Source organism: Streptomyces sp. NPDC057136 (genome assembly GCF_042670885.1).
Taxonomy (GTDB): Bacteria; Actinomycetota; Actinomycetes; order Streptomycetales; family Streptomycetaceae; genus Streptomyces.
Genome location: NZ_JBHUUV010000002.1, coordinates 281753 through 293585, shown reverse-complemented (window position 1 = coordinate 293585; position 11833 = coordinate 281753). Strand labels below are relative to the sequence as shown.

The 11833-nt window shown below is 71.1% G+C and carries 12 protein-coding genes; 4 read left to right on the top strand and 8 right to left on the bottom strand.

Going from position 1 to position 11833, the window contains the following annotated elements; genetic code table 11:
- Positions 1 to 47: 47 nt before the first annotated feature.
- Positions 48 to 647 (bottom strand): recombination mediator RecR, encoded by a 600-nt coding sequence (recR, locus tag ACFT7S_RS03865; RefSeq protein ID WP_382726527.1) that lies wholly within the window; start codon positions 645 to 647, stop codon positions 48 to 50.
- 94 nt (positions 648 to 741) lie between these two features.
- Positions 742 to 1080: a YbaB/EbfC family nucleoid-associated protein gene (locus ACFT7S_RS03860; RefSeq protein ID WP_362848598.1), complete on the bottom strand. Its 339-nt coding sequence runs from the start codon at positions 1078 to 1080 to the stop codon at positions 742 to 744.
- A 308-nt stretch (positions 1081 to 1388) separates the two neighbouring features.
- On the opposite strand from ACFT7S_RS03860, the gene ACFT7S_RS03855 reads away from it, so the two are divergent.
- Positions 1389 to 2171, top strand: coding sequence for an SLATT domain-containing protein (locus tag ACFT7S_RS03855; protein ID WP_382726524.1), 783 nt, complete (start codon positions 1389 to 1391; stop codon positions 2169 to 2171).
- 136 nt (positions 2172 to 2307) lie between these two features.
- Here ACFT7S_RS03855 and ACFT7S_RS03850 read toward each other — a convergent pair whose 3' ends face one another.
- From ACFT7S_RS03850 to ACFT7S_RS03840, 3 genes are all read right to left on the bottom strand, one after another.
- Positions 2308 to 2958: a hypothetical protein gene (locus ACFT7S_RS03850; protein ID WP_382726521.1), complete on the bottom strand. Its 651-nt coding sequence runs from the start codon at positions 2956 to 2958 to the stop codon at positions 2308 to 2310.
- Between the two features lie 83 nt (positions 2959 to 3041).
- Positions 3042 to 3779, bottom strand: a complete 738-nt coding sequence (locus ACFT7S_RS03845; protein WP_382726518.1) for a GntR family transcriptional regulator — start codon at positions 3777 to 3779, stop codon at positions 3042 to 3044.
- Positions 3780 to 3903: 124 nt separating this feature from the next.
- Complete coding sequence (locus ACFT7S_RS03840; RefSeq protein ID WP_382726516.1) at positions 3904 to 5268, bottom strand: aspartate aminotransferase family protein; 1365 nt, start codon at positions 5266 to 5268, stop codon at positions 3904 to 3906.
- Positions 5269 to 5444: 176 nt separating this feature from the next.
- On the opposite strand from ACFT7S_RS03840, the gene ACFT7S_RS03835 reads away from it, so the two are divergent.
- Positions 5445 to 6038 carry a type 1 glutamine amidotransferase family protein gene (locus ACFT7S_RS03835; RefSeq protein WP_382726513.1) on the top strand — a complete coding sequence of 198 codons (594 nt, stop codon included), beginning with the start codon at positions 5445 to 5447 and terminating at the stop codon, positions 6036 to 6038.
- Positions 6035 to 6499, top strand: a complete 465-nt coding sequence (locus tag ACFT7S_RS03830; protein WP_382726510.1) for a MarR family winged helix-turn-helix transcriptional regulator — start codon at positions 6035 to 6037, stop codon at positions 6497 to 6499. The genes ACFT7S_RS03835 and ACFT7S_RS03830 overlap by 4 nt, the downstream gene beginning before the upstream one ends.
- 14 nt (positions 6500 to 6513) lie before the next feature.
- On the opposite strand, the gene ACFT7S_RS03825 is transcribed toward ACFT7S_RS03830, so the two are convergent.
- The 3 genes from ACFT7S_RS03825 to ACFT7S_RS03815 are packed head-to-tail and all read right to left on the bottom strand — an operon-like array spanning position 6514 to position 10789.
- Positions 6514 to 8004, bottom strand: a complete 1491-nt coding sequence (locus ACFT7S_RS03825; protein ID WP_382726509.1) for a nickel transporter — start codon at positions 8002 to 8004, stop codon at positions 6514 to 6516.
- Positions 8001 to 9296 carry a tetratricopeptide repeat protein gene (locus tag ACFT7S_RS03820; protein ID WP_382726506.1) on the bottom strand — a complete coding sequence of 432 codons (1296 nt, stop codon included), beginning with the start codon at positions 9294 to 9296 and terminating at the stop codon, positions 8001 to 8003. The genes ACFT7S_RS03825 and ACFT7S_RS03820 overlap by 4 nt, the downstream gene beginning before the upstream one ends.
- On the bottom strand, positions 9293 to 10789 hold the full coding sequence (locus ACFT7S_RS03815) for a DUF4331 domain-containing protein (RefSeq protein WP_382726504.1): 1497 nt from the start codon (positions 10787 to 10789) through the stop codon (positions 9293 to 9295). Before ACFT7S_RS03815 ends, ACFT7S_RS03820 begins: the two co-directional genes overlap by 4 nt.
- 324 nt (positions 10790 to 11113) lie before the next feature.
- On the opposite strand from ACFT7S_RS03815, the gene ACFT7S_RS03810 reads away from it, so the two are divergent.
- Positions 11114 to 11785, top strand: coding sequence for a hypothetical protein (locus ACFT7S_RS03810; RefSeq protein WP_382726501.1), 672 nt, complete (start codon positions 11114 to 11116; stop codon positions 11783 to 11785).
- The last annotated feature ends 48 nt before the right edge of the window (positions 11786 to 11833 follow it).

The following is an 11833-nucleotide window of genomic DNA, read 5'->3' as shown; positions in this document are numbered from 1 at the left end:
GCGCGGTCTCGAACGGTGAGTGGGGCCGGAGAAGCACAGCGCAGGCGTCAGACATCCAGGAGTCGCCTGCCTTCGAACGCACGGCCCAGAGTGACCTCGTCGGCGTATTCGAGGTCACCGCCCACGGGCAGGCCGCTGGCCAGCCTGGTCACCCTGAGACCCATCGGCTTGACCATCCGCGCCAGGTACGTCGCGGTGGCCTCGCCCTCCAGGTTGGGGTCCGTCGCCAGGATCAGTTCCGTGATGGAGCCGTCCGCGAGCCGGGCCAGCAGCTCGCGGATGCGCAGATCGTCCGGACCGACGCCTTCGATCGGGCTGATCGCGCCGCCGAGTACGTGGTAACGGCCCCGGAACTCGCGGGTCCGCTCGACCGCGACGACGTCCTTCGGCTCCTCGACCACACAGATGACCGTGAGGTCGCGGCGGGTGTCCCGGCAGATGTTGCACTGCTCCTGCTGGGCGACGTTGCCGCACACCGAGCAGAACCGGACCTTGTCCTTGACCTCCAGGAGGGCATGGGCGAGACGCCGTACGTCGGTCGGCTCGGCCTGCAGGATGTGAAAGGCGATCCGCTGCGCGCTCTTGGGACCGACGCCGGGCAGCCTGCCCAATTCGTCGATGAGGTCCTGAACAACGCCTTCGTACACGGAAAGCCTCTCTGCTGCTGTACTGCTCTGCTCGTACCGTAGTTGGTACGCCTGGGTATCAGTAGGTCTGCGTATGAGTAGGTGTGGGTCCGGGTCAGAACGGGAGACCGGGGATGCCGCCGCCCAGGCCCTGCGCGAGCGGGCCCAGCTTCTGCTGCTGGAGCGCCTGCGCGTTCTCGTTCGCCGCCTGGACCGCTGCGACGACGAGGTCGGCGAGCGTCTCGGTGTCCTCCGGGTCCACGGCCTTGGGGTCGATCACCAGGGCGCGGAGCTCGCCGGAGCCGGTCACCGTGGCCTTCACGAGGCCGCCGCCCGCCTGTCCGTCGACCTCGGTCCTGGCCAGTTCCTCCTGGGCCTCGGCAAGGTCCTGCTGCATCTTCTGGGCCTGCTGGAGCAGCTGCTGCATGTTCGGCTGACCACCACCGGGAATCACGGTCACTCCTGGCATTTCGACGACAAATGTTTCTGTATGCCGAGCCTACGTGTTCACCGGTCGGCGCGCCCCACTCACGGGGACCAACTCTTTCGGGTGAGATTTGGAACGCGGTGGTCACCCTCCTATACCTGATCACAGGCGGTGTACACGCAGAGATCCCGCAATTTCGACTCCACGGCCCACCATTCGGCGGTAGGAAGGTATGCGTATCAGTACACCCACGCGCATCAGTGGTAACGCAGAGTTACCCGGTGTCAGCCAGAGAACCCACGTCGTTCCTACGCAGAGTGCAGAGGAGTGCCCCGGTGAGTCAGCCGGAGATGCAGCCCGAAGGGCCGCCCCGCAAGGAGTCCGGCGAGGGAACCGGTGCAGAAACCGGAACTGAGCGCTCCGGTCCGGCCCGGGGGGTGCGGGCTCCCCGGGATCTCACGGGCCGCGCCTTCCCGCTCGGGGACTGGGGCGAGCCGGCCGAACGTCTCGACGAGCTCTACCGCTGGGTCGAGGACGGTGCCCTGCGCACTGCGGACTGGTATCTCCAGGACCGCCTCCGGAAGCGGCGGGCGGCGCGGGCGCTGCGGCTGGGTACGGCGGCCGGGGTGGTCGCGGGGGCTGCGCTGCCGCTGCTCGATCTGACGGGGGCGCTGCACGGGGCGGCGGGATGGGGCTACCTGTCGCTGCTGCTGGGTGCGGCGTGCATGGCGTGCGACCGGTATTTCGGGCTGACGTCCGGGTGGATAAGGAACCTCGCGACGGCGCAGGCGGTGCAGCGGCGGCTTCAGGTGTTCCAGTTCGACTGGGCTTCGGAGTGCGTACGGGAGGTGCTGGGGCCGACCGAGGGTACGGCGAGCGAGGCGGCGGACCGGTGCCTCGGGGTGTTGCGCCGGTTCTCGGAGGACGTCACGGAGCTGGTGCGGTCGGAGACTGCGGACTGGATGGTGGAGTTCCGGGCCGGGCCCACGCCGATGGGGATGCAGTCGATGGTGTCGGGCGGCGGGAGTGGGCGGGCCGAGCCGGGGGGTGCGGTGGGGCGGTTCCCGCTGCCGGCTTTGGGGCGGCCGAATATGCCTCGGCAGCGGCCGCCGGAATAGGGGGCGGGTGGAGTGGACGGGCCCGGGGGTGGTTTCCCGGGTGCCGCCTATGTCCTCAAGCGCCGGACGGGCCGCAGGGTGGCGCCCGGCCGGGCTGGAGGGGGCGCGCGGCCCGATTGGGGATGCGGTGGCTCGGTCAGCTGAAGATGATCATGGAGCCTTGGGCCAGGCTTCGCGTTGCGGCTGCGTGCAGGCCCAGCCAGACGTGGCGTTCGCGGGCGAACGGATTGTCGTCGTGGGGGATCGGGCCGGCCGGTTCCTCCAGCGTCGTCGGGCCGATGGGCGGCAGCGGGGCGGTCGGCGGGTTGGCCGGGTCGATGCCGATCGACGGGGCCACGAACTCCAGCTCCCGCAGCAGACCGTGCGAGGAGCCCAACGGGCCGCCGCCCTCCAGCAGTTCATCGTTCGAGAGGGGCGCGGCGAAGTCCACCGGGACGTACGCCCCCGCGTGGTCGTAGTGCCAGACCAGGTGCGAGTGCTGCGCGCTCTGCTCGAACATCTCCAGCAACTGCTCGTAGTCCCCGCCCAGTTCGTCCACGGGTGTCACGGCGAGGCCGCTCAGCTGGAGCAGGTAGGCGCGGCGCAGGAAGTGCAGCGCGTCGTAGTCGAATCCCGCGACCGGGGCGACGTCCCCGGTGAGGCCCGGCATATAGGCGTAGACGGGAACGGGCGACAGTCCCGCGTCGCCCAGCGCCTTGTCGTAGATGGCGATCTCTTCGGCGAAGGGGTTGTCGGGGCTGTGGCACAGCACGTCGACGAGGGGGACCAGCCACAGGTCACAGGCCACGAATTCTCGCTCTCCAACGGGTTCGTGCGATGGTCGGGACAGCGTAATGCGGACGGAACGTCGCGCACAGTGCACCTCCCGACCTATTCCGCCGGTCCGGCCGTCCCCGCGCCGCGACCCGGGTGCGCCGGGTTTCCGGCCGCGAGCCTGTCGGCCCACTTCAGGCCGTGCTCCTTGTACGCGTCGAGCACCGCGCGTACGGCGTCCGCGTCCACGTCCACGATCGCCTCCACCAGCTCCTGGTGGCCGTTCCACAGCCAGTCCAGTACGTCGGCGTCCCCGCGCAGATACGGCACGGCGAACACCCACGCCTGGACGCGCAGGCGGTGCAGGAAATCGGTGATGTACGTGTTGGAGACGATCGCACCGAGCTCGCGCCAGAAGCGCAGGTCGTAGCCGATCAGGATGTCGAGGTCGCCGCAGCGGGCCGCCCGGGAGGCCTCTTCCGCGCGGCGGCGTACGGAGATGAGCGCGTCGCGGTACGGGCCGAGGCGGGCCTGAGCCGGCTGCTGACCCTCGAAGACCCCGCGGAACACCCCGTCGATCACGAGCGCGCGGGCCTCGACCATCGACCGGTAGTCGGCCACGCTGAATTCGCGCACATGGAACCCGCGGTGCTGGTCCGATTCGAGGAGGCCCTGCGCGGAGAGGTCGAACAGTGCCTCGCGTACCGGGGTCGCGGAGACCCCGTACTGCTCCGCGATCTGCTTGACGGTGAATTCCCGGCCCGGCTGCAAACGCCCGGCCAGCACCTCGTCACGCAGCGCGTCCGCGATCTGTTGCCGCAGCGTATTGCGGGTCACACCTCCGCTCGCACGCATAACGCCCCTCCCCTTTTCGGTTCCGGTCACCATAAGCCAGGCGCGTCTGCCCGGTTCCGGGCAGGGGAAGCCGAAGGGGAGGGGAGCCGAAGAGGAGGGGGGCGGGGGCGTCGTGCGGGACTCCTTACGCGGTGTGCTCGTCGGCGACCGAGAGCGCCATGTCCAGGGCTGCCAGGCCCTCCTTGGCCTCCGCCTCGGTGACGTTGCAGGCGGGGACGGCGTGGGTGCGGTTCATGTTGATGAAGGGCCACAGGCCGTTCTTCTTCGCCGCCGCGCCGAAGGCCGCCATCGGGGCGTTGTCCGCGCCCGCCGCGTTGTACGGGACCAGCGGTTCGCGGGTCTCCTTGTTGCGGACCAGCTCCAGCGCCCAGAACGCGCCGATGCCGCGGACCTCGCCGACCGAGGGGTGGCGCTCGGCCAGCTCGCGCAGGCCGGGGCCGAGGACGTTCTCGCCGATGTGGGCGGCGTTCTCGATGACCTTCTCGTCCTCCATCACCTTGATCGTGGCGACGGCCGCCGCGCAGGCCAGCGGGTGACCTGAGTAGGTGAGTCCGCCCGGGTAGGGGCGGGTCTCGAAGGTCGCGGCGATCTCCGCGTTGATCGCGACTCCGCCGAGCGGTACGTAACCGGAGTTGACGCCCTTCGCGAAGGTCATCAGGTCGGGGGTGACGTCGTAGTGGTCGGCGGCGAACCACTTGCCCGTACGGCCGAAACCGGCCATGACCTCGTCGAGGACGAAGACGATGCCGTACCGGTCGCAGAGCGCGCGGACGCCCGCGAGATAGCCGGGCGGCGGCGTCATGATGCCCGCCGTGCCGGGGATCGTCTCCAGGATGATCGCCGCGATGGTGGACGGGCCCTCGAAGGCGAGCGTGTCCTCCAGGTGCTGGAGCGCCCGTGCGCACTCCTCGGCCTCGGTCTCGGCATAGAACGGCGAGCGGTAGAGGAACGGAGCCCAGAAACGGACGACGCCCGCCGAGCCGTTGTCGGACGGCCAGCGGCGCGGGTCACCGGTGAGGTTGATCGCGGTGGAGGTGGCGCCGTGGTACGAGCGGTACGCGGAGAGCACCTTCGTACGACCGGTGTGCAGCCGGGCCATACGGACGGCGTTCTCGACGGCCTCGGCGCCGCCGTTGGTGAAGAAGATCTTGTCCAGGTCGCCCGGGGTGCGCTCGGCGATGAGGCGTGCGGCCTCGGAGCGCGCCTCGATCGCGAAGGCGGGAGCGAAGGTGACGAGCTTGCCCGCCTGCTCCTGGATCGCGGCGACGACGGTCGGGTGCTGGTAGCCGATGTTGGTGTAGACGAGGCCGCTGGTGAAGTCGAGATAGCGGTTGCCGTCGTAGTCCCAGAAATACGCCCCCTCGGCGCCGGCGACGGCGAGCGGGTCGATCAGACCCTGGGCGGACCAGGAGTGGAACACGTGCGCGCGGTCGGCGGCCTTCACGGCCGCTCCGGCCGCGGAGTCGACATACGGGGCATGAGGGGTCATGCCGCGAGCGTAGGCGCTGGTGGGGGCGTGCTCCATGGCCACCTTGTATGGAGAGTGGCGTTCGGTTCGGCAGGGTGTCGGGTCCCGACCGATTGACAGCATGCTGCCTTACTGACAGCCTACTGTCATAGTTGATGTGTGCCGAAGGTTCCGCGTTTCCAGACCTGGAGGTCGCCATGACCCGCAAGACCGTTCATCTGGCCGTCTACGACACCTTCGCCGACTGGGAGACCGGCTACACCACGGCCCATCTCACACAGAACGGCGGCACGGTGCGGACCGTCGGGCTCACGACGGAATCGGTCACCACCATGGGCGGGGTACGTATCCAGCCCGATCTGGCGCTGGACGAGCTGCGGCCCGAGGACAGTGCGCTGCTCATCCTGACCGGGGCGAGCCTCTGGGACACCGGTGACGAGCTGGCCCCCTTCGCCCGCAAGGCCCGCGCCTTCCTCGACGCGGGGGTGCCGGTGGCGGCGATCTGCGGGGCGACAGCCGGGCTCGCGCGCGAGGGGCTGCTCGACGACCGGGCCCACACGAGCGCGGTCTCCTTCTACCTGGCGGCCACGGGGTACGCGGGGGGCGCGCGGTACGTGGAGGCGGACGCGGTGACGGACGGCGGCCTCATCACGGCCGGGCCGACGGAGCCGGTGGCGTTCGCGCGGGAGGTGTTCGGGCTGCTGGGGGTGTACGGGGCGGAGAAGCTGGACGCCTGGTACCGGCTGTTCCACGACTCCGACGCGAGTGCGTACGAGGTGCTGGCGGGATGAGCGGCTCCGACGACCAGGAACGGTTGAGCCGGACCGCGCTGGGGGTGTTCCGGCTGAACGGGCAGTTCCTCGCGGTGTCGGAGGAACTGGCCCGGCCGGCCGGGCTCACGGCGGCGTGGTGGCAGGTGCTCGGAGCGGTGCTGCATGAGCCGTTGCCGGTGTCCGGGATCGCGCGGGCGATGGGGATCACGCGGCAGAGCGTGCAGCGGATCGCGGATCTGCTGGTGGGGAAGGGGCTGGCGGAGTACGTACCGAATCCGGCCCACCGCCGGGCGAAGCTGCTCCGTCCGACGGAGGAGGGGCGGGCGGCGGTGTCGCGGATCGGCCCCGGCCATGCGGAGTTCGCTGCGCGGCTTGCGGAGGAGTTGGGGGCGGAGGGGTTCGCGGAGACGGTGCGGGTGCTGGAGCGGTTGTCGGAGGCGGTGGACGCGGTGGGCGGCGAAGCCGCCGGAGGCGCCTGAGTTTGCTCGGGTGGTCAGGTCAGGTTGCGGGTCGTCAGGGCTACTCCTACCGCCAGGACCACCAGCGCCGTCAGAACCGGCCCGTATCGCGTGTAGCGGCGCAACCCCGGCAGCCGCCGCTCCCCCAGGCTCGCGAGCCTCGTTCCGCCGCCGGACAGCAGCAGGCCGGCCGAAGTCAGGGTGAGGGCCATGCCGACCCCGTATCCGACGACGAGCAGCACCCCGAAGTACGTACGGCTCAACGCGACCGCCCCCAGCAACACCACCAGAGCGGAGGGGCTGGGCACGAGACCCCCCGCCAGTCCCACACCGAGCAGCGCGGGCAGCCCGGTGCGGTCACGGTGATGGTCATGGTGATGGTGATGGTGATGGTGATGGCCGTGGCCGTGGCCGTGGCCGTGGCCGTGGCCGTGGCCCTCTTGCGGGCCGCCCTCCCCTCCCGCCCGCAGCCTCCGTACCGCCGTCACCACCAGCACCGTCCCCAGCACCGCGATCACCGCCCCGCTCACCGCACCCAGCCACCCCAGCAGCCGCTCCCCCAGGAAGCTTCCGCCCCCCGTCAGCAGCAGGCCCATCGCCAGGACGCCCGCCGTGTGGGTCATCGTGACCGTGGCGCCCACGGCCAGCGCCGCCCGTACACCTCCCTCGCGCCGCGCCAGGCACGCCGCCACCGCGAGCTTCGCGTGGCCCGGCAGCGCCGCGTGGCCCGCGCCCAGGAGCAGGGTCAGCAGAACCGCGAGCAGGCCGACGGGCAGCGTCAGGTCCCGGCCCGCCGTCAGCTCCGTGAGTCGGTTCTCCAGCGCGGGGAAGAGGACCGCACCCCGGTCCACCGCCTGCGCTCCCCCCTCCCCGACCTCGCCGACCGCCCCGGCCGCCCCGCCGCCCGGCGCCGTACGGAACTCGGCGCCGGGCACGTCCAGCGGCCGGTCCGACCCGCTCGCCGGGTAGCGGCGCAGCACCCGGCTCGGGCTCGTCGCCGGGGCCGACGACTCGGCCAGCCGTACCCCCGGCCCGGCTACCGCGGTGATCTCCTTCCAGCCGGCCCGTGTCACGTCCGCCCCCGAGGCGAACGTGACACGGGCCGCCCGGGAGAGATCGGCGTCGGCGCGCAGCGCGCAGGTCAGGCGGCTGACAGGAAGGTTCGCGGTGCCTCGCGCGTACGTCAAAGAGGCGCGCCCGGTGCGCCAGCGCAGCTGCTGCCCGTCCACCGCGGCCCTGGTCCTCCGCGCCAGCCCGGTGCACCGCTCGGTCGCCCTGACCGCCGTCTCGGCCCGGGAGATCCGCCCGTCGTGGTCCGTGTCCGTGGCGGCCCGGTCCTGCGCGGTGGGGATCTCCGCGCTGTCGACGACGGCGGTGTCCTCGATCCGGTCGTGCGCGAGCCGCAGCCCGTCGTAGTGGTTGACGCTGAAGTTCCCCAGCGGATGGGCGTGGGCCTGCGGCGCCGCCGTCAGGGTGAGCAGGATCAGTGCGGGTGCCGCGGCTGCGACGCGGCGAAGGCGGGTCATTCACGGCTCATTTCGGTGGCGCGCGGTGCGTGGTACGGAGAGAAGTGCGGGTTCAGAGCGAGGGCTTCGCGCAGGTGCCGCGCCCCTTCGGGCCTGCCGAGTGCCTGCTCGACGGCGCCGCGGTGGTAGCGGAACAGCGCGCTCTTCCAGCCCGTCGAGGCCGCCTTGCGGACGTACGGGAGCGCCTCCGCGGCCCGGCCCGCCCGGTGCAGGGCCCAGCCGAGCGCGTCGGCCGCGATGACGCTGCGCGTGTGCTTCCACTCCCGGCTCATGAGGTCCACCGCGTCCTTCGGATCGCCGTGGTCCGCCGCGAAGAGGGCGAGCTGCGGGTCGACCGGTCCGCCGTCCGCGAGCGAGAGGCGCACCTGCGCGGCCAGCGCCGCCGCCTCTCCCCCGGGCCGGCGCCCGTCCGACGGTGCCGCACCGCGCAGTTCGAGCGCCTCCAGCAGGAATTGCGGCAGCGGTGTCCGTGCGACAAGCCGCTCGTACAGCTCAAGTGCCTTGCCCCGCTCGCCCCGTGCGGCGAGCACCCTGGCCGTTCCGGCCTGTGCGTACGGGTGGTCCGGTACGGCGTCCAGCGCCCGGCGGTAGTGCGTGTCCGCCCGGTCCACAGCACCTCGGGACCAGACCAGATCCCCCAACCTGGCTTCGGCGAAGGCCCGTTCGTCCGGACCAGTCGCGCTGTCCACCGCGCGCCGGAGCGCGATCTCCGCATCCTGCGTTCTGCCGTTCGTCTCCAGGTCGTACGCGGCTCTGCTGTACGCGGCCGAGGCCGGGGCGAGGTCGAGCAGGCGCTGTACCGCCGCCCGTGCGGCCGAGTAGTGGCCGAGCTGAATCTCCGCGTCGGCCAGTACGGCGTAGCCGTCCGGCCGGTCCGGTGCCATCCGGGTGGCCCGCAGCCCCTGGGCGCGGCCCTCGGTGAAGGCGTGCCGGGCGTTGGCGAGCAGCCCACGGCCCGTCTCCGCCGCGTAGTTGTCCGTGGGGCCGAGGGACAGCGAGCGGCGCAGGGCGAGGTCGGCGGCGTCCAGACGGGCCGCGTCCAGCGTGGTGCGGGCCTGTTCGATCTCGGCACGGGCCAGGGCCGCCCAGACCGTGGGCTCCTTCGGGTGCGCCCGGGTGCGCTCACGGGCGGTGTCGAGCTCGCCAATGGCCCCGGCCCGCACGTCGGTTCCCGCTCCGGCGAGTGGGGGGTCGGCCGGTGGCCGGCCGGCTCCGGGCCCCAGGTACAGGAGTCCCGCCACACAGCCGGCCACGGCCACCGCTCCGCCCGCAGCGGTGATCAGACGCTTCACGGGCCCGCGTGCGGGAGGTTGAGGTAGGGGAACGTGGCCTGCGCGTCGGCGGGTTCGAGGCGCAGGACCGGGTCGGGCAGCAGACCCATCGCGGACGGACCGGCGGGCTCGCCCTCCAGCATCCGGATCAGCGGTCCGTCGATGTTGTCGTTGAGGCGACGCCCGTTGGGGAAGCCCTGGAGGTCACCGTCGAGGACGCCGTGCGCCCTCGGGCGGGCCGTCACCGGAGTGGTGAGGTTGAGCCGGAGCATTTCGGCGAGCCTGATGCGGCCGGGGTCGGCGTCGGCGTTCATCGTGTGGGTGTTGAGGTCGAAGCCGAACAGCGAGCCGTTGGACTTCCCGATGCCCTTCATGAACAGGGCCTGGATGTCGCGGCGGGGGACTGCGGGCGCCTTGCGTCCCTGGGCCCTCTCGATGCGCTTCGGCGGTACGGGGTCGAGCGTCGCGGCCAGGAAGTCCGTCTCCAGATGGTCGTCCTTCGGGGCGCGCGCCTGGAACCGGTCCTCGGGCCCGCCGGGCTTCGAGAACCCGATCGTGGAGCCGTACACCCCGAAAGCGACGTGCGGGGTGCCGTTCCGGGAGACCTGACGGAAGGTGGGGGCCTGCTCCTTCAGACTGCGCCCCAGGTCGGCGCCCTGCCGCGAGACGGAAGCCCACACACCGACGACCGGGTTGCGCTCCGGGTTGCCCTTGAGTGCCACCTCGCTCTTGGGTACCTGCAGCACAAGGCTGTTCACGTTCAGCGCGGACAGCGGCTGGGCGTCGGGCAACCAGCCGGGCACGGGGCCCGACGTACCGACCGTGAAGAGTCCGAAGACCTGACTGTCGGCCTTGAAGGAGTCCGCCGCCTGGGTGGCCACCGTACGTCCGCCTCCGGGCAGGTCGCGGGTGGCCTGCGTCCGCAGCTTGCCGTAGTTCGGCATCAGGACCCGGCCGGTGTTGGTGGGCGAGGCAATGGCGTCGGTCAGCAGCTTCGTGGCGGAGCCGTCGGCGGCGACCTTCTCCAGGGTGTACTTCTGCCGGACACCGAGCGAGCTGTCGTCGAGCGAAGTCACCGGCAACGGACCGACCTTCGGGCCGATCCCGAACGGCCGACGGTCCTCGTCGCGGAACGTCCAGCGGTACGTGGTGTCTGGCGCCCCGTCTCCGTCGGCGTCGGTGTGGATCTCGTAACGCGCCCCGGTCGCGAACGGGTAGTCGACCAGCGCGTTGGCCGCGGTGCCCGGCATCTGGAAGGGCCGGACGTTGGCGACGAGGGTGACCATGTCGTGGTTGTCGGGGCTCGTGAAGGCGTAGACGTCGGTGAGGTCCACCGGGGAATCGAGCACGGAGGACGGGGCGTCGATATGTCCGCCCGCCTCGCCGGTGCCCATGAGCGGACCCGCCACTGAGGCGGCGGTCAGCGCGACGGTGGCAGTGGCGAGGACGGTGAGTTTCCTGCGGGACAGTCCGGTGAATCTGTTGAATCCGGGAGTTCCAACGAATCCAGGCATGCCGTTCTCCAGTGCTGTGTGGGGGGAGTTGCCCCACACTGGATCGCTGTTGATCTTGACGCGACCGCAGCGCGCTGATCGCCGCCAGTCGCGTGGCCGATTTCCGCCGGGCGGCCTAAGGCGGACCAAGAACGCTTTACCACAGTGCACATATATGCATTCATGGACATACCCGACAGGGAGTCGACCGCTTCGCCCGTTGCGCGGCATCACGGCATCACCGATGAACTCGGCTTACAACTAAACCTGTTGGGCCCGGCCGACCGGAGTCTCCGGTTGCGGCCCCCATCCCGGCCCCCACCCCCCACAGACAGAAAAGGGTCCATGAGTATGCGCGGAATCCGTCGTCTCACCGTCCTCGCCGCCGTGGCCGCACTCACCGTGCCGCTCGGCATGGCTTCCGCCGGAGCTGCCTCCCCGCAGTCCGCCGACGCCGCGCGCACGGTGGCAGCCGCCGACCCGTTCCCGGGCGCCTACATCTCGCCCTGGGGCGATGCGCAGCTGGCCCTCAGCGAAGAGTCGCTGGCCTGGCTGGAACAGTCGGGCGTCACCCTGGAGACCATCAGCCCGTTCACGATGGACGCGGACGGCCGCGGATTCTCCATGCCGATCGGTTCGACTGCCGGTGACGGCCTCGACTCCGAGGGCCGCATCTTCTACCCGGGCGGCCTGAAGCTCCACCACGCAGCCACCAACCAGACGATCACGCTCAAGGCGACGTACATCCGCCTGATGCCGACGCCCGGCTACTCCGCGGGCGTCACGGTGAACGGCGAGGCCCTCTCGGACGAGGTCCAGGTCGCCGACACCACCCGCACCGAGGCACTGGCCAGCGCGCGCCCGAGCCTCACCGGCTTCCGGCTGGAGAAGGTCCCGTTCCGCACGACGGAGGAGTTCTCCAACCTCTTCGCCGATGTGACGGGCTCCCCGGGTCCGCGCCCGGGCAGCCTGTTCGGCACGCTCACGCCGAACTTCGACTACATCCCGACCACGTAGTCCCAGGCCGGCCTTCGTTCCCGTAACCCGGCGGAACCGTACGACGGC

Bases quoted from the DNA above. Each gene is read 5' to 3' on its own strand.
- ACFT7S_RS03845 (WP_382726518.1), bottom strand. From the start codon at position 3,779: ATGCGTGCGAGCGGAGGTGTGACCCGCAATACGCTGCGGCAACAGATC.
- ACFT7S_RS03840 (WP_382726516.1), bottom strand. From the start codon at position 5,268: ATGACCCCTCATGCCCCGTATGTCGACTCCGCGGCCGGAGCGGCCGTG.
- ACFT7S_RS03835 (WP_382726513.1), top strand. From the start codon at position 5,445: ATGACCCGCAAGACCGTTCATCTGGCCGTCTACGACACCTTCGCCGAC.
- ACFT7S_RS03830 (WP_382726510.1), top strand. From the start codon at position 6,035: ATGAGCGGCTCCGACGACCAGGAACGGTTGAGCCGGACCGCGCTGGGG.
- ACFT7S_RS03825 (WP_382726509.1), bottom strand. From the start codon at position 8,004: ATGACCCGCCTTCGCCGCGTCGCAGCCGCGGCACCCGCACTGATCCTG.
- ACFT7S_RS03815 (WP_382726504.1), bottom strand. From the start codon at position 10,789: ATGCCTGGATTCGTTGGAACTCCCGGATTCAACAGATTCACCGGACTG.
- ACFT7S_RS03810 (WP_382726501.1), top strand. From the start codon at position 11,114: ATGAGTATGCGCGGAATCCGTCGTCTCACCGTCCTCGCCGCCGTGGCC.